Consider the following 16,767-nt stretch of genomic DNA (forward strand, 5'->3'; position numbering starts at 1 on the left):
CAGGGCCCGGTCCGACCGGGTGGGGCGTCCCCTCCTCGCCCCACCCGGTCGAACCCTCCCGGACAGCCCGTCCCCCGATGGACGTCCGGCCCCACGACCCGTCAGAAGTACCCCATCGCCTTGCCGGAGTACGACACGAGCAGGTTCTTGGTCTGCTGGTAGTGGTCGAGCATCATCTTGTGGTTCTCCCGGCCCACGCCCGAGCCCTTGTACCCGCCGAACGCCGCCGCGGCCGGGTACGCGTGGTAGCAGTTGGTCCACACCCGGCCGGCCTGGATGTCGCGCCCGGCGCGGTACTGGATCGCCGCCTCGCGGGACCACACGCCGGCACCGAGGCCGTAGAGCGTGTCGTTGGCGGTGTGGATCGCGTCCGAGTAGTCGGAGAAGCTCGTCACCGCGACCACCGGGCCGAAGATCTCCTCCTGGAAGATCCGCATGGAGTTCTTGCCCTCGAAGATCGTCGGCGTCACGTAGTACCCGTCCGCCAGGTCGCCGTCGAGGTGGGCGCGCTCACCACCGGCGAGGATCTTCGCGCCCTCCTCCTTGCCGATCTCGATGTACGACAGGATCTTCTCGAGCTGGTCGTTGGACGCCTGCGCGCCGACCATCGTCTCGGTGTCCAGCGGGTTGCCCTGCGTCGCGGCCTGGGTGCGGGCGATCGCGTCGGTCATGAAGTCCTCGTAGATCGACTCCTGGACCAGCGCGCGTGACGGGCAGGTGCAGACCTCGCCCTGGTTGAAGGCGAACATCACGAAGCCCTCGAGGGCCTTGTCGTAGAAGTCGTCCTTCTCGCGGGCCACGTCCTCGAAGAACAGGTTCGGCGACTTGCCGCCGAGCTCCAGGGTGACCGGGATGATGTTCTGCGAGGCGTACTGCATGATCAGCCGGCCCGTGGTGGTCTCGCCGGTGAACGCGATCTTGCGGATCCGGGACGACGACGCCAGCGGCTTGCCGGCCTCCACGCCGAACCCGTTGACGACGTTGAGCACCCCGGGCGGCAGCAGGTCCGCGATGAGCTCCATCAGGACGAGGATCGAGACGGGCGTCTGCTCGGCGGGCTTGAGCACCACGCAGTTGCCCGCGGCCAGCGCCGGGGCGAGCTTCCACACGGCCATGAGGATCGGGAAGTTCCACGGGATGATCTGGCCCACCACGCCCAGCGGCTCGTGGAAGTGGTAGGCGACCGTGTCCTCGTCGATCTGCGAGATCGACCCCTCCTGCGCCCGGATCGCGCCCGCGAAGTAGCGGAAGTGGTCGACGGCCAGCGGGAGGTCCGCGGCGATGATCTCGCGGATCGGCTTGCCGTTCTCCCAGCACTCGGCGACCGCGAGCGACTCGAGGTTCGCCTCGATCCGGTCGGCGATCTTGTTGAGGATCACGGCCCGCTCCGTGGCGGAGGTCCTCCCCCAGGACCGGGCGGCGCCGTGCGCGGCGTCGAGGGCTCGCTCGATGTCGTCGGCGTCGCCGCGGGCGACCTCAGTGAACGTGCGGCCGTTCACCGGGCTCGGGTCCTCGAAGTAGAGCCCGGCCGACGGGGCGACGTACTCGCCGCCGATCCAGTGGTCGTAGCGGTCGCGGAACGAGGCCAGGCTGCCGGGGCCGCCGGGTGCGTCGTAGACGGTCATCGCCCCTCCTGGGTGGCTCGCGGGCGCCTCGCTCGTGGCACGGCGCCCGAGCTACGCGGCGGCGTTGCCGCGTGCTGGTCGCACGGTAGGGCGGTGGACGTTGCAGAACCGTTGCAGGGCGCGTCCGGACCATTTCACCCGATATGCGGGCGAACCCGGCACCTACCGCCTGGCCGGCCTCCGTGAGCATGGTGCCGACGCGCCGACCGGAGGGCCGGCGCCGACCGGTCCGCCGGCAGGGCCGACCGCGCCACCTCAGCCGGCGCGTCAGCTCAGCCGGCGCGTCAGCTCAGCCGGCGCGTCAGCTCAGCCGGCGCGTCAGCTCAGCCGGCGCGTCAGGAGGTCGAGCCGTCCGAGCGCCCGCGCGTGGGCCGGGGTGCCTCGCGGCGACAGCCACGCGAGGTGCTCCCACGCCTGCCAGTCGTCGGCGCCCTCGTCGGACGCGAGCCACCGGCTCACCACGTCGGGGGACCGGCTGGACAGCACCGCGGCCCGGACGTCCGCGGTGAGCTCGTCGCGCAGCCGCTCCACGCCGGGCGCCACGGACCTCGCCAGCACGGGCCCGGGGTAGGAGGCGAGCGCGCCCGACGTGTCGCCGGCGTCGATCAGCGACCGCACGAGGTCCGCGTCCGTCGGCACGGGCGCGGTGAGGCGGTACGGCCTCGAGGCGGACATGAGCGGGCCGACGGACCGGCGCAGCCGCGACACCTCGGCGCGCACCGTGACGTCGGACAGGTCGTGCGCGCTGAGGAGCACCGCGAGCTCGTCGGCCGAGAGCCCGGCCGGGTGCCGTGCGAGCAGGAGGAGGATCTCGGCGTGCCGCAGGCTGAGCCGCACGGGCGCACCGGCGAGCCGCAGCACGGGCTCCCCGGACCCGAGCACGCGCAGCCGGGCGGCCGGCCCGGCGAGCGGCACCGTCGGCGGCATGGTCCGCGTCTCGTTCGGGGGTCCACCGGCGGCCGCACGCCGGGCGGTGCCTGCCGTGAGCTGTCCCGGGCGCTCGTCCCGGGAGGAGCCGGCGGCACGGGCGAGCTCGGCCTCGACGGCGGCGACGGTCGCACGGACCAGCGACATGGCGAGCGCGGACGCCACGACCGACCCGCCCGTCACGTCGAGCACGCCCAGCACCTGACCGGACGGCCCGTGCACGGGTGCCGCGGCACAGTTCCACGGCTGCACCCGGCGCGCGAAGTGCTCCGTGCCGACCACCTGCACGGGCCGGTCGGTGACCAGGGCCGTCCCGAGGGCGTTGGTGCCGGCGCAGTCCTCGCGCCACACCGCCCCTTCCACGAACCCGACGCCCTCGACCCGGCGGCGCACGTCCGGGTCGCCCTCGACCCAGAGCATCCGTCCGACGTCGTCCGTGAGCGCGGTGACCCATCCCGCGTCGGCACCGGGCAGCACCAGCAGGTCGCGGACGACGGGCATCGCGCCTGCGAGGGCATGCTGACGGCGGTAGCCGCTGAGGGCCCGTCCCACCATGTCCACCGGTGCGGCGACGACCTCGGGGTCCACGCCGCTGCGGGCGCTGCGCTGCCAGGAGTCCACGACGAGGCGGCGCACATGCCGCCCGGGGGCACGTCCCGTGTTCACGAACCGTTCGTGCGCGGCGCGCACGGCGTCGACCATCGCGCATCCTCCCGACCGCTTCGTCGAGCACATCCTGATGGTTTCCCCCCGGTTCGTCGAGCATACGAACACGCGACCAGTTTCGCCGGTCGGATTTTCTGACAGAACGTGCGACCATGTCATCATGCCCAAGATCATCGGCGGGTCGCTGCACGAGCACCGGGAGCAGACGCGCCAGAAGCTCTTCGCGGCGCTGTCCACCCTCATGGCCGAGCAGGGGTTCGACGCCATCACCCTGGCCGACATCGCCCACGCCGCAGGCGTCGGCCGCACGGCGGTGTACAACCACTTCCCCGACAAGGAAGCGCTGCTGCTCGGGTTCATCACGCACGAGACCGAGCAGTACGCGGCGACCCTGCAGCGCGCCCTCGACGACATCGACGACCCCGTCGAGCAGCTGCGCGCCTACGTCCGCGCCCAGGCGCAGCTCAAGCGCGTCTACCACGTCGCCCCCGGCCCCGAGCTGCGCAGCGTGCTGTCCCGGGGCACGCAGGCCCGGGTCCGCGAGCACGTCGTGGTGGTGGAGCAGCTGCTGCGGCAGATCCTCGCCGCCGGCGTCCGCACGGGCGCCTTCCCCGAGCAGGACCTCGACGTGACCGTCCCGCTCGTCAACGCGTGCCTGTCCGGTCGCGGCGTCGCCGAGGACGGTCCTGCCCGCGAGCGCGCCATCGCCCAGACCGAGGAGTTCGTGCTGCGGGCGGTCGGCGCCGCCACCCCCGTCCCCGCGTGAGCGGTGGTCGGCAGGGGCGTTCCGACCACCGTCCCGGCCGCCCGGCGGGCCCGTCCGGCCGTCGCTCCACGGGCGGCCGCCCGCGGGGAGACGACCCCCGTCGCACATCCGGCCGATCGGGCGCGCCGGCACCGGCCGGCCCCCGGGCGACGACCGTCGAGCTCACGTTCCTGCCCGGTCTCGCCGACGTGCTCGCCGACGAGGTGACCGAGGTCCTCGCCCCGACGCGGCCCCCGACACCCGTCCCGGGCCGCGAGGACGCCCTCGTGCTGCGGCACGCCGGTCCGCTCACCGACGTCCTGCGACTGCGCACCGCGGTGGCCGCGTTCGTGTCGCTGCACTTCGACGTGCCGCGCCCCCGGTCGCTGACCAGCGGCGACCACCTCACCCGGATCGTGGGCGCCGTGTACGACTCGCTGCGGGCGGGCGGCTCGTCGTCGTTCCGGTTCGAGGCCGCCGGCAGCGGCTCGGCGGTGTTCTCGCGCCTGGCCGACGAGCTCCGGGCCGCCACCGGGCTGCAGCACGACCAGGAGGACGGCCAGCTCGTCGTGCGCGTCCGCCGCGGCACCGGCGGGTCGGGCGGCGCCGGCGGGTCGGGCGGCACTGGCGCGTCGGGCGGCACTGGCGCGTCGGGCGGCACGGGTCGCGCGGGCCGGTCGGGTGGCACCGGCGGCACGGGTGGCAGGCGCGACCCCGGCGGCTCCGGTGCTCGCGGGCGGGACGGCGCGGACCCCGGCTGGGACGTGCTCGTGCGGATCGGGCCCCGGCCGCTGTCGGCGCGGACGTGGCGGGTCACCGACTACCCGGGCGCCGCCAACGCGACGATCGCCGCCGCGATGGTCCGGCTCGGCGGCGTGTCGGCGAACGACCGGGTGCTCAACCTCATGTGCGGGTCGGGCACGCTGCTCGTCGAACGGCTGCTGGCCGGCCCCACGACGGCGGCCGTCGGGGTGGACCACGCGCCGGACGCCCTCGCCGCCGCCGCGGCCAACCTCGACGCCGCGTCGCTCACCCGCCGCGCGACCCTCGTCGAGGCGGACGTCCTGCAGCTCGACGGGCTGCCCGGCGGACCGTTCGACGTCGTCTACGCCGACCCGCCGTGGGGCACGCTGCACGGGTCGCACGCCACGGCCGCCGCCGTGCACGGCGGGTTGCTGCGTGCCGCGCACCACCTCACGCGGGACGGGGGGACGCTCGTGGTCCTCACGCACGAGATCGCCGTGATGGAGCGCAGCCTGCGCGAGGCCGACGCCCTGTGGACCCAGCGGGAGACGGTCCGGGTGTTCGCCAAGGGCCACCACCCGCGGATCTACGTGCTGGTCAGACGCTGATCACGCACTGACGTCCAGGTGTCGAAACCTTCTTCCTAAACGGTTTGCGCGGTAGTCACCCGCACCACGTCACCCCACCGTGTACCTGCACGCGTCCGGCGGGGCACGACCGGGGTGCGACTCACTGTGGTTCCGCGGGGGCGTGCACCACGCCCCGGGCCAGCGACGACACGGGCCGACCCTCGACCGACTGGAGACCTCCATGTCCCTACGCACACGCTTCCGCAGGATCGCGCTCGCGATCCCACTGGCGGTGATCGCCCCCCTCGTGGCCGTCTCGGTCGCCGCCGCGCCTGCTTCCGCGCACGGGTCCGTCACCGACCCGCCCACCCGCAACTACGGCTGCTGGGAGCGGTGGGGCAACGGCGACAAGTGGTACCAGGGCGACATCGTGACCCAGGACCCCATGTGCTACGGCGCGTTCAAGGCGAACCCGGACGACATGTGGAACTGGAACGGCCTGTACATCAACGGTCTGGCGGGCAAGTTCGAGGAGAACATCCCCGACGGCAAGCTCTGCTCGGGCGGCCCGAAGGCGGACCCGCGCTACAGCTACCTCGACACGCCCGGTGCCTGGACGATGAAGAACATCTCGTCGAACTTCCACCTCACGCTCAGCGACAGCGCGAAGCACGGGTCGGACTGGATCAAGATCTACGTGACGAAGGCGGGCTTCGACCCGACCACGGAGGCGCTCGGCTGGGACGACCTCGAGCTGATCAAGACGACCGGCTCCTACCCCACCACCGGTGACTACCAGACCGACGTGACGATCCCCTCGGGCCACTCGGGCCGGGCGATCATCTACACGATCTGGCAGGCCAGCCACCAGGACCAGACGTACTTCCTGTGCAGCGACGTGAACATCGGTGGCACCACCACGCCGAGCCCGACGCCGACGGCCACGTCGACCCCGACGCCCACGCCCACGGTCACGCCGACCGTGACGCCGACGCCGACGCCTACCCCGACGGTCACGCCGACCGTCACGCCGACGCCGACCCCGCAGCCGACCGGCAGCGGCACCTGCTCGGCGACCGTGAAGGTGGCGAACAGCTGGAACGGCGGCTACGTCGCTGACGTCTCCGTCACGGCCGGCTCCAAGGCCGTCACCGCGTGGAAGGTGACCGTCGGCGGCGCCACCATCACCCAGGCCTGGAACGGGGTGCTCTCGGGCACCAACGCCATCACCAACGCGGCCTGGAACGGCAAGCTCGCGGCGGGCGGCACCACCAGCGCCGGCTTCCAGGGGACCGGGTCCACGTCGGGCCTGACGGCGACCTGCAGCGCGGCCTGACACACTGACGCACCTCGGACCGGAGGGCCGCTCGCTGTCGCGGGCGGCCCTCCGGGCGTGTCGGAGGCGAATGTCAGGCGGGGGTGCCGGACAGGCGTGCCCGACCCGGCGTGTCAGACCGGCGTCTCAGATCGGCGTGTCAGACGGGCGGCGTCACGACGGGTTCGGGCTCGGGACCGGCGCCCGGCCGCTCGTAGGTGGAGATCCACTCGTCGATCCGCAGCCATGACGCGAACAGCCACTCCTCCTGGGCGGCCCGTTCACGCGGCACCTCGTCGGGCGGCACGGACCAGCCCTTCATGACGATGCGCTTGTCCATCGGCAGCTCGCGCCAGATGTCGGCGGCGGTGACCAGGCGGTCGAGGCCGGTGTGCGCGACGAACACGACGCCGGCCTGCGGTGCCTCGTCGAGCGCGGACAGGATGCCGCCGAAGTGCGGCGCCATGACGTTGCGCATCTGCGCGGCGTCGGCCGCGAGGCGGTGCCGCCCGGCCTTGCGCAGCGACTCGATGCGGGCGAGCCGACGTCGCGGCGTGACGTTCCCGCCCTCGGGGAAGATCAGCAGCGCGTCACGCGGCCCGAGGTCCCGCGCCAGCCGGCCCACGGCATCGGCCCCGCCCGCTGCACCGGGCCGGCGGCTCCCCCGCGGCGTGACGAACTGCGCCGGGAGCCGGTTGAGCAGCACGTCGATCGCCGGGTCCCACTGGAGCGTGTCCTTGAGCACGATGCGCGGTTCGCGGTCGAACCAGCTGAGCAGCGAGTGCACGAGGATGAACGAGTCGCCGGGCCCGGCGTGCCGGCTCGCGACGACGACCGGGGTGCCGGTCAGCACCACACCGAGGTCCGCGTCGACCACCTCGATGTCCAGGCGCAGGGTCCACCGGACCTGCCAGAACAGGACCTGGAGCATCCGGTTCGCGAGCCGGTAGTGCGCGTGCCGGAATGCCGGCCGCTGCAGGAACGCGCCGAACCCCGACGCCACCCACAGGCAGAACGCGGCGACCAGCACGGCGGCGTCCCACAGGATGTAGAAGCTCGCGATCCACGCGATCCGCGGGCCGCGCAGCCGTCCGGGCAGGAGCCACGTGACCGCCCCGAGCAGGAACAGCACGAGCAGGAGGCTCGTGGGCAGCAGGACCAGGGCCAGCAGCACGATCGCCGGTGCCAGGACCACGCGCCGCACCCACCGGGGCGGCAGCCGCCAGCTCACGTGCGCACGCTCCCGAGGTAGGCCGTCGACGCGGCATAGGCCCGTTCGATCCGCGCCCGCGTGGCATCCATCCGACGGTAGGAGCCCAGCTTCTCGTCACCTTTGCCTGGGCCGCCGCTGGGCAGCACGTGCACCGTGACCCCCGCGGGCACCAGCCCGATCTCCCGCGTGAACCGGTGCCGGCGCGCGATCTCGAAGCTGATCCGGGCCACCTCGGACGGCTTGCCCGGCGCGCTCAGCGACTCCTCGATGCGGCCGACCTGCAGCACGTACACCGTCGTCGCACCGCGGGTCACCGCCTCACCCAGCGGGATGGAGTTCACGATCCCCCCGTCCACGTAGTGCTCGCCGTCGATCAGGGTGGGCGGCAGGATCCCGGGCACGGACGACGACGCCAGCACCGCCTCGATGACGGGACCGCTGTCGAACCAGCGCTCGGCGGCGCTCTCGATGCCGGCCGCCGCGACGGCCAGGGGGACGGCGAGCTCGTCGAACGTGGTCCCCTCCCCGAGCATGTCGACGAGCAGCGCGCGCAGCGGCGCCGGAGAGTTCAGGTGCGTGCGGGACTTCGCCAGACGGTGCAGCTGCTTGGCCCACGAGTCGCCGTAGATCGCCGCCGCCGCGGGCGAGGCCCACGCCTCGACGAGCCGGTCGACGACCGCGGGCGTCGGGTCCTTGGCGAGCGCCGCCCCGTTGATCGCCCCGATCGACGTGCCCACCACCGTGTCCGGGCGCACACCCGCCTCGAACAGCGCCTGCAGCATCCCGACCTGCACGGCGCCGCGCACCCCGCCACCGCCGAGAACGTATCCGACCGTCACCTCACGGATCGTGACACACCGCCCCCTGCGCGGCACATCCCCGCGCCGCCGCGCCGAAGCGTGCTGCCGCACGCCCACCGCCTCACCGATACGTGGCGCGTGCCCTCCGGGCAGCGATCCGCCGGAGTGCGGCGCCGACGAGGCCGTCCTGGCGCTGCGGATGCCGCTTGTCCGGGAGGCTGCGCAGGAGGTCGCGACCCGACCCGTCCGCGATCACCACGAGATCGTCGCACCGGAGCAACGCTCTCAGCCGGGCCTCCGAGATACGGCCGCTCCACCCGAACGCGGAGTGACGCTCGAAGGCGTCGCGTTCCTGGTCGCTCGCGTCCGGACCCACGAGATATCCCCAGCGGCCCGCCTCGGGAAGCTGCCCGTCCCGCCGGTGCGCCTCGGCGAGGAGCCGCCGGACGTCGAGGTCGTGCGGGTACGTGTTGAGCAGGCCCCTGAGGCGGTCCCGCGCCTGCCGCACGTCTCCGCGCGCCAGGTCGCCCTCGGCGCGCTCCAGGCCCTTCACGGCACGAGTATGGACCGACGTGGTCGGCCTCACGGCGGATCACGCTCGGTCGCCGCAACGGCTCTCCAGGCAGCGCTCCTCGCCGGTCGCCTGCGTACCCGACACTGTGGTGGTGAGCGTTGCACCCGGTCGCCTTCCTCGTACCCGCGCCTCCGAGCTCGTCGGTCGCGGCTGGCTCAACACCGGAGGGCGCGACGTCGCGCTCGCCGAGCTGCGCGGCAAGATCGTGCTCCTCGACTTCTGGACCTTCTGCTGCATCAACTGCCTGCACGTCCTCGACGAGCTGCGCGACCTCGAGGAGCAGCACCGCGACGTGCTGGTGGTCGTCGGGGTGCACTCCCCCAAGTTCGCGCACGAGGCGGACCCGGTGGCGCTGGCCGCCGCCGTCGAGCGGTACGAGGTGCACCACCCGGTGCTCGACGACCCGCAGCTCGTCACGTGGTCGGCGTACACGGCCCGGGCGTGGCCGACGCTCGTGGTGATCGACCCCGAGGGCTACGTCGTCGCGCAGATGGCCGGGGAGGGGCACCGGCACAACGTCGAGGTGCTGGTCCGGGACCTGGTCGCCGAGCACGAGGCGAAGGGCACGCTGCACCGCGGCGACGGGCCGTACGTGCCGCCCGCGCCGTCGTCGGGCACGCTCCGCTTCCCCGCGAAGGCGGTCCCGCTCCCCGGCGGGCACCTGCTCGTCGCGGACGCCGGCCACCACAGCCTCGTCGAGCTGGAGGCGGACGGGTCCACCCTCGTGCGGCGGATCGGTTCGGGCGAGCGCGGGTTCGACGACGGCGGCCCGGCCGACGCGTCCTTCGCCGAGCCGAACGGCCTGTGCCTCGTGCCTGACGAGCTGCGCGGGGTGCTGGGCTACGACGTGCTCGTCGCCGACACCGTGAACCACGCCCTGCGTGGCGTGCGGCTCGCCGACGGGACGGTGACGACGGTCGCGGGGACGGGCGACCAGTACATGGTCGGCGCCGTGGACAACGTGCTCGGCTGGGACGACGAGCCCGACGAGGTCCTCGCGAGCGAGCCGGTCGTCGGCCTGCCGGGTGACGACGTCGGCGGCCTCGGGTCGCCGGTCGCCGTCCCGACCCCGCCGGGTGCCGCCGACGTCGCACCGCCGGCCGACCCGCGTCGACAGAAGCTCTCGTCGCCGTGGGACGTGGTCTGGTCGCCGGCGATCGGGGCGTTCGTGGTCGCGATGGCCGGGAACCACACGTTGTGGGCCTTCGACGGGCGGTCCGTCGCCCCGCTCGCCGGGACGCAGAACGAGGGGCTGCTCGACGGCCCGGTCGCGGAGGCGTGGTTCGCCCAGCCGTCAGGGCTGGCCGTCGACGCCGACCAGCGCGTGTGGGTCGCGGACTCCGAGACGTCCGCGCTCCGGTGGCTGGACCCGGCCGCCCGGGCGGTGCACACCGCGGTCGGCGAAGGGCTGTTCGACTTCGGCCACCGCGACGGCCCTGCCGACGATGCACGCATGCAGCACCCGCTGGGCGTCGCCGTGCTGCCCGACGGGTCGGTCGCGGTCGCCGACACGTACAACGGGGCCGTGCGCCGCTACGTCGGCGCCGCCGACGGCGGACCAGGCGAGCTGACCACCCTCGCCACGGACCTGGCCGAGCCGAGCGGGCTCGTGGTCCTCGCCGGTGACGACGGGCTCGTGCTGCTCGTCGTCGAGTCCGCGGCCCACCGCCTCACGCGCGTCCCGCTCGCGGACGGGGTCGGCGCGGGGCGCGTGGTGGACGGCGGCGCGCACCGCACGCAGCGGCCGGTCACCGAGCTCGCCGCCGGGACGGTCGCGCTCGACGTCGTGTTCACCCCGGCCGCCGGGCAGAAGCTGGACGCGCGGTTCGGCCCGTCGACCCGGCTGCAGGTCTCGTCGACCCCGCCCGAGCTCCTGCTCGACGGCGCCGGCGACGGCATCGCCCTGCACCGCACCCTGCGCCTCGACCCGGACGTCACCGAGGGCGTGCTGCACGTCACCGCCCACGCCGCGAGCTGCGACGACGATCCCGCGGTCGAGTACCCGGCGTGCCACCTGAACGCCCAGGACTGGGGCGTGCCCGTGCGCGTCGTCCCGGGAGGCCCGGCCGAGCTGACGCTGACGCTGCACGGCTGAGGCGCGTCCGCCGGACGGGTGGCACGCGGCCGCGGCGTGGCTACCGGTCGGTCGTCCCGCCGACCGCGTGCGACACCTGGGTCACGGTCCGCACGGGCCCGGAGACGAACACGGCCAGCGCGACCACCAGCAGGATCATCGCCGCGACCTTCGCCGGGACCGTCAGGTCCGCCGCGCCGCGGAAGAGGGCGTTCCGGTAGTCGCGGGCCGCCCGGCCCACGAGCACGACGGCGGCCAGGGCGCCGAGGTACCAGAGCGTGCCCGGCCCTCCCAGCGCCAGGCAGACCGCCCCCACCACGAGAAGGACCAGGATGGCGGCCCCGAGCTCCAGGACCGCACGCCCGCGGGTGCCGTTCGCCTCGTCGAGGCGGTGGCGCTGGTACTCGGGGTTCTGCGTGACACGGTCCGCGAGGTTGAGCGAATCACCGACACGGACGGGCACCTGACCGAAGCCGCCGGACCGGCGGACAACGGGCTCACCGGACGCGTCCCACGCGCCGCTCGCCGCGCGCACCGCTGCCGTCGAGTACGCACCAGGAGCGGCGGCGCCGCCACCGGTCTGCCACGCCTCTGCCGGCCGGGCACCGGCCGGGACGGCGACCGCGGCACGGTCCGGCGTGGTGTGCTCGGTCCAGCCGGCGCCGTCGAACCACCGCAGCACGCCGACGGTGGCGCCGTCGGGGTACCAGCCGGCCGGGGTCGGAACGTGCGTCATGGCAGGATGCTCGCATTTCGGCGTCAGGACGGGACGCACTCGGGGCGCGCTTCACCCGGACGCCGCACACCGCCCGCGGGCGGGAGGTGACGGGCGTGGTCAGCCCGCGCCGAGGACCGCCACCGCGACGAGCGCGTCGAGCGACGTGTCGACCACCTCGCCGGTCGCCGCGGTGCCGGAGATCCCGACCTCCACGACCCAGTGCCCGTACCCCACGACGGTGGTGAAGGACTCCGCACCGACCTCCGCCGGTCCGCCGCCCCGGGCGACCGCGGCGGGTGCCTCGTCGTCCGGCGCACCGGCCCGACGCATCAGCACGGCCCACGCCGACCCGCCGAGCGTCTCGGTCGCGGCCGCCGCGAGCGCGCAGAGCCGCGGCACGATGCCCGACTGGGCCGCGACGATCGCCGCGGAGCCCGCGACGACGACGCGCTCGGCCGTGACGGCAGGGTCCGCCGTCGCCGGGGCGGCCGCGCGGCGCGCTCGGGCCCGCGCCCGCTTCGCCCGGTACTGCGCCATGTCCGCCTGCCGGAACAGGTGACGCGCCGAGACCGCGCCCGTCACGGCCGTCGACGCCAGGCCGTAGGAGATGGCAGCGCCGTGCGGCAGGGGGAACTCGGCGATCGTGGCCGCCATGACCTCGGCGACCTCGGAGCGACGCCGGCCGACCGTGACGAGGCAGAACTCGTCGCCGCCGATCCGGGCGGCGGTCGCGCCGGGCAGCGCCTCGGCGGCCCGGCGCAGCACGTCGGCGACGGAGCGCAGCAGGTCGTCGCCGGTCTCGTGCCCGAGCTGGTCGTTGACGCGCTTGAGGCCGTCGACGTCGCACATCACGATGCACGTCTCCGACCCCGACTCGAGCGCGGCCTCGGCGGACGTGTCCGCGACGCGCCGGTTCACCAGACCGGTCAGCGGGTCGTCGGCGACGAGGTGCTGCACCTGCGCCTCGAGGTCCACACGCGCGACGGCACCCGCCACGAGCGCCGCGAGGACCTCTGCCCGGGCGACGTCCTCGACCTGGAACGGCGGCGTCCCGAGGTCGCGGCTCGCGAAGATCTGACCCCACACGGCGCCGTTGACCACCAGCGGCACGGCCATCCCGGACGACGCACCGATCTCGTGGAGCATCCGCACCTCGACCTCGTCGCCCGCCTCGGGGTCGCCGGGGACCGTGGGCGTGCCGTCGACAGTGACGGCGTGCGCCACCCAGCCGACCCGGTCTCGGATCAGGGAGCGCAGCGCCGGGCGGTCGTCGGCCCGGTAGGACGTGCGGTTCAGCCAGCGGATCCGCGCCTCCGGCGGGGCGGGCACCACGACCTGCACGCGGCACGTGTCCTGCTCGATGCGGCAGAACGCCGCGCCACGGGCCGCGAGCACCTCGACCGCCGTCGCCGCGGTGACCTGGGCGACGTCCTCCAGCGTGCGGCAGCGGTCCAGGCGATGGGCCGCGAGGGCGAGCCCCCGGACGCCACCGAGCGACGCACCGGACCCCTGGTCCTTGCGTGTCCCCTCGGCGGCCCGGCGTGTCACGGGCCCATCATCGACCCTCGGGCTGACAGCCGACGACCCCGCGACGTGAGAGGTCGATGAGATCGGCCCTCGCGGGCCCTCGGCGAGCGTCGCAGCAGCACCGCGGAGCCGAAACGGTTCGGACCCTTGTCCCCCGTTCGGCCCATCGCCAACCTTGGCCCGTCCCGGGCACTGCGCACCGTCGCGCCAGGACCCCGCCGAACCTCGCGCATGGTGCTCAGCAGTCCTCTGCGCGGCGACACCGCCGCCTTCCGACCAGGGAGAGCCCCATGTCCACCACGCACGCCCTTCGCCGACGAGGGATCGTCGGCGCAGCGATCGCCGGGCTGGCGGCGGCACTCGTCGTCGCGCTGCCCGCCACCGGCGCCGAGGCCCACGGAGGCCTCACGTTCCCGCAGACCCGCACGTACGCCTGCTACCAGGACGGTCTGGCGGGCGGTGCGGCCGCCGGGCAGGCCGGCAACGTCCTGCCGACCAACCAGCGCTGCAAGGACGCGCTCGCGGTCAGCAACTACCCGTTCTACAACTGGTTCGGCGACCTGCGGAGCTTCGCGGCCGGTCAGCACCACGACATCCCCGACGGCAAGCTCTGCGGGCCCGACACCAAGTTCGACTCGTTCAACACGAACGCCTCGGGCTGGCCGACCACCACGCTGCAGTCCGGGTCGACGATCACGTTCCAGTACGCGGCCGTCGTGCCGCACCCCGGGTCGTTCACGCAGTACATCACCAAGGACGGCTGGGACCAGACCAAGTCGCTCGGCTGGGACGACCTCGAGCCCGCCTACTTCGACAAGGTCCTCAACCCGCCCATCCGGCAGGGCGGACCGGCGGGCCCCGAGTACTACTGGAGCGCGAAGCTGCCGAACAAGTCCGGCCGGCACATCATCTACTCGATCTGGGAGCGGACCGACAGCCCGGAGGCGTTCTACAACTGCGCCGACGTCACGTTCACGGGCGGGTCGGTGACGCCGACGCCGACGCCGACCGCCACGGCCACCCCCACGCCGACGCCGACGCCCACCACGACGAGCGAGCCGACGCCGACCCCCACGCGGACCGGCCCGACGCCCGACGTCACGCCCCCCACGACACCCGGCAAGCCGGTGCTCGCCTCCGCGGGCGGCTCCACCGCCAGCCTGACGTGGGAGGCCTCCACCGACCTCTACGGGATCGCCAAGTACCAGGTCCGCGACGCCACCACCAACGCGGTCCTCGCCACCACGACGACCAACGCGGCCATGCTGTCGGGGCTGACACCGAGCACGCAGTACTCGGTCTACGTCACCGCGAGCGACCCCATCGGGAACGTCTCGGCGGCCTCCCCGACGCTGACCTTCAGCTCGGGCGCGGCGACCTCCGGTGGCTGCCAGGTGAAGTTCGACGTGTCGAACGCCTGGTCGGGCGGCTTCGTCGGCCAGGTCAGCGTGTCGAACGACTCCATGAGCGCGATCAGCGGCTGGGAGCTGAAGTGGACGTTCACGAACGGCGAGAAGGTCACGCAGGGCTGGAACAGCGTCACCACCCAGTCGGGCACCACGGCGTCCGCGAAGAACGCCGCCTGGAACTCCACGATCGCGCACCACGGCTCGGTGGCCTTCGGCTTCCAGGGCACCGGCACCCCGGCAGCACCGACGGGGGTCACGCTCAACGGCACGGCGTGCACGCTCGTCTGACGGGCTGACGGGCTGACGGGCTGACGGCCCGGATCACGCACACTCGGGGCTCGGTCGCGGCGGCGACCGGGCCCCGGGGTCGTCTACACCCCGGCTCGACGCACGGATGACGGACGACGGACGACGGCGGACGGCCGACGCGCACGACGACCGGTGGACGGACACCTGGACGACCGACCAGTGGACGGTCGGCGTCCGAGGACGACCGACGGCTCGAGGCCGTCGCGCGGACGGCGCTAGGCGCTCGCGTGGATGGCACCCACCACGCGGACACGGACGTCGACGCCGTCGACGTGGTGCGGGACGCCGTCGACCGATCCGCTCTCCAGGTTCACCTGGAGGCGGTAGCCGTCGTTGGACGCAGTGATCCCGATGCCTCGTACGTCGGACCTCCCGTCCAGGGCCGCGCGCAACTGCTCTTTCGCCGCGCGCGCCTGCGCGAGATCCGCCATGGTGCACCGCCTCCCGCCGTCCCGAGGCCCGCGCCACGGGCCCGCGGGACTCAGGGGACCAAGGTGGCGCCGAAGGCGTCGAGCACGGCATCGATCGGGTTGAGGTAGGTCAACCCTGCCCCATTGTCGCCCCCGGTCTCCGAACCGGCAAAGAGCAGCCCGAGGGCAACACCGTCCTCACGGTAGACGAGAGACCCCGAGTCGCCACCGCGGGAGAACGGATCCGCGCCCAGACCTTCCACCTCGATCTGGTCGTCGAAGCTCAGCTCGCCGAGCAGGCGGCCGTACCCGACCACGACGTCGTCGACCTCGATCGCCGACACGCGGCCCCGCGTCACCGCCGTGGTCCGACCGATCTTCTCGACGATCTCGCCGCCGACCGCGACCGCCGTGGTGCTGATCCGGCCCACCGGGTAGGTCGGGTCGACCTCCTGGTCGTCGAGCAGCGCGATCGCGGCGTCCACCGTCGCGGTCGAGTCGGGCTTCAGGTCGACGCGCCGTGCGAGGACGCCCACCCGGTCGCGCGGCGCCCGCCCCCCGTCGGCCGGGCCGGGCTGGACCACGGCGTCGCCGATCGCCGCCCTGGGCGTGCCGGACAGCACGTGGTAGTTCGACAGGGCGTGCACCGCCCCGTCGACGAGGACGAACGCGCCGAGCGTGCCGGCGCTGACGGCGCCGTGCGCGATCGACACCCCGGGCCGCAGGGGCCGCACGCGACCCGTCTCGCCGAGCGACCGTGCGGTGATGACCGGCGGCCGCGGGCGGACCCGGCCGGCTCCGTCGCCGTCGATCACACCGGCCTCGGCGAGCGTGCGGATGCGACCCGTGCGGCGCACGTCCACCGTCGGACCCACCTGCTCGGCGACCTTGCGGGCGATGCTGCGCACGCTCGGCAGCCCGAGGCGGTAGCGCACCGCCAGCGCGTACGAGCCGTCCGGCTGCGGTGCCAGACCGAGGGCGAGCACGGGACCGTGCTGGTGGGCGCTGTCCGCCCCACGCAGCTCCGACGGTCGCACCGACCGCTCGACGAGCTCGCGCGAGTAGTCCAAGGCCTGGGCCTTGATCTCGCGCGCCTTGTTCTTGTCCATCCGTTCGCCCCCTGCTTCTTCCTGACCGGATAC

14 protein-coding genes are annotated in these 16,767 nt (G+C 73.8%); 5 read left to right on the forward strand and 9 right to left on the reverse strand.

Translation table 11 applies throughout. The features are described from left to right. Positions 1 to 101 precede the first annotated feature (101 nt). Together exaC and ACVW07_RS09430 are read right to left on the reverse strand one after the other, a co-directional pair. Positions 102 to 1,625 (reverse strand): acetaldehyde dehydrogenase ExaC, encoded by a 1,524-nt coding sequence (gene exaC, locus ACVW07_RS09425; RefSeq protein ID WP_456818990.1) that lies wholly within the window; start codon positions 1,623 to 1,625, stop codon positions 102 to 104. Between the two features lie 318 nt (positions 1,626 to 1,943). Next, on the reverse strand, positions 1,944 to 3,254 hold the full coding sequence (locus tag ACVW07_RS09430; protein WP_456818991.1) for a GAF domain-containing protein: 1,311 nt from the start codon (positions 3,252 to 3,254) through the stop codon (positions 1,944 to 1,946). A 124-nt stretch (positions 3,255 to 3,378) separates the two neighbouring features. Here ACVW07_RS09430 and ACVW07_RS09435 point away from each other — a divergent pair, with 124 nt between their 5' ends. From ACVW07_RS09435 to ACVW07_RS09445, 3 genes are all read left to right on the forward strand, one after another. Beyond that, positions 3,379 to 3,984, forward strand: a complete 606-nt coding sequence (locus ACVW07_RS09435) for a TetR/AcrR family transcriptional regulator (protein WP_456818992.1) — start codon at positions 3,379 to 3,381, stop codon at positions 3,982 to 3,984. Further along, entirely contained in the window at positions 3,981 to 5,315 is a 1,335-nt protein-coding gene (locus tag ACVW07_RS09440) for a methyltransferase (protein WP_456818993.1), read from the forward strand. The genes ACVW07_RS09435 and ACVW07_RS09440 overlap by 4 nt, the downstream gene beginning before the upstream one ends. A 202-nt stretch (positions 5,316 to 5,517) precedes the next feature. Further along, the gene (locus ACVW07_RS09445; RefSeq protein ID WP_456818994.1) at positions 5,518 to 6,612 is read left to right on the forward strand and encodes a lytic polysaccharide monooxygenase; all 1,095 of its coding nucleotides are present in this window, start codon (positions 5,518 to 5,520) and stop codon (positions 6,610 to 6,612) included. 139 nt (positions 6,613 to 6,751) lie between these two features. Here the strand turns inward: ACVW07_RS09445 and ACVW07_RS09450 are convergent, their stop codons facing one another. The 3 genes from ACVW07_RS09450 to ACVW07_RS09460 all read right to left on the reverse strand — a co-directional run bounded on the left by ACVW07_RS09450 (position 6,752) and on the right by ACVW07_RS09460 (position 9,157). Then, positions 6,752 to 7,822, reverse strand: a complete 1,071-nt coding sequence (locus ACVW07_RS09450; protein WP_456818995.1) for a 1-acyl-sn-glycerol-3-phosphate acyltransferase — start codon at positions 7,820 to 7,822, stop codon at positions 6,752 to 6,754. Then, a complete protein-coding gene (locus ACVW07_RS09455; RefSeq protein WP_456818996.1) occupies positions 7,819 to 8,643 on the reverse strand; it encodes a patatin-like phospholipase family protein in 825 nt (274 codons plus the stop codon). The genes ACVW07_RS09450 and ACVW07_RS09455 overlap by 4 nt, the downstream gene beginning before the upstream one ends. Before the next feature lie 82 nt (positions 8,644 to 8,725). After that, positions 8,726 to 9,157, reverse strand: coding sequence for a DUF6584 family protein (locus tag ACVW07_RS09460; RefSeq protein ID WP_456818997.1), 432 nt, complete (start codon positions 9,155 to 9,157; stop codon positions 8,726 to 8,728). A gap of 112 nt (positions 9,158 to 9,269) precedes the next feature. Between ACVW07_RS09460 and ACVW07_RS09465 the strand changes: the two genes are divergently transcribed. After that, a complete protein-coding gene (locus ACVW07_RS09465; RefSeq protein WP_456818998.1) occupies positions 9,270 to 11,273 on the forward strand; it encodes an NHL domain-containing thioredoxin family protein in 2,004 nt (667 codons plus the stop codon). Between the two features lie 40 nt (positions 11,274 to 11,313). On the opposite strand, the gene ACVW07_RS09470 is transcribed toward ACVW07_RS09465, so the two are convergent. After that, the gene (locus ACVW07_RS09470) at positions 11,314 to 11,988 is read right to left on the reverse strand and encodes a DUF2510 domain-containing protein (RefSeq protein ID WP_456818999.1); all 675 of its coding nucleotides are present in this window, start codon (positions 11,986 to 11,988) and stop codon (positions 11,314 to 11,316) included. Positions 11,989 to 12,087: 99 nt separating this feature from the next. Next, a complete protein-coding gene (locus ACVW07_RS09475) occupies positions 12,088 to 13,518 on the reverse strand; it encodes a diguanylate cyclase domain-containing protein (protein WP_456819000.1) in 1,431 nt (476 codons plus the stop codon). 269 nt (positions 13,519 to 13,787) lie between these two features. On the opposite strand from ACVW07_RS09475, the gene ACVW07_RS09480 reads away from it, so the two are divergent. Next, positions 13,788 to 15,194, forward strand: a complete 1,407-nt coding sequence (locus tag ACVW07_RS09480) for a lytic polysaccharide monooxygenase (RefSeq protein WP_456819001.1) — start codon at positions 13,788 to 13,790, stop codon at positions 15,192 to 15,194. 236 nt (positions 15,195 to 15,430) lie between these two features. On the opposite strand, the gene ACVW07_RS09485 is transcribed toward ACVW07_RS09480, so the two are convergent. Beyond that, positions 15,431 to 15,646 (reverse strand): hypothetical protein, encoded by a 216-nt coding sequence (locus ACVW07_RS09485; RefSeq protein WP_456819002.1) that lies wholly within the window; start codon positions 15,644 to 15,646, stop codon positions 15,431 to 15,433. A gap of 50 nt (positions 15,647 to 15,696) precedes the next feature. Then, positions 15,697 to 16,734: a hypothetical protein gene (locus ACVW07_RS09490; protein WP_456819003.1), complete on the reverse strand. Its 1,038-nt coding sequence runs from the start codon at positions 16,732 to 16,734 to the stop codon at positions 15,697 to 15,699. Between the last annotated feature and the right edge of the window lie 33 nt (positions 16,735 to 16,767).

It is taken from the genome of Cellulomonas sp. URHB0016, assembly GCF_054057935.1.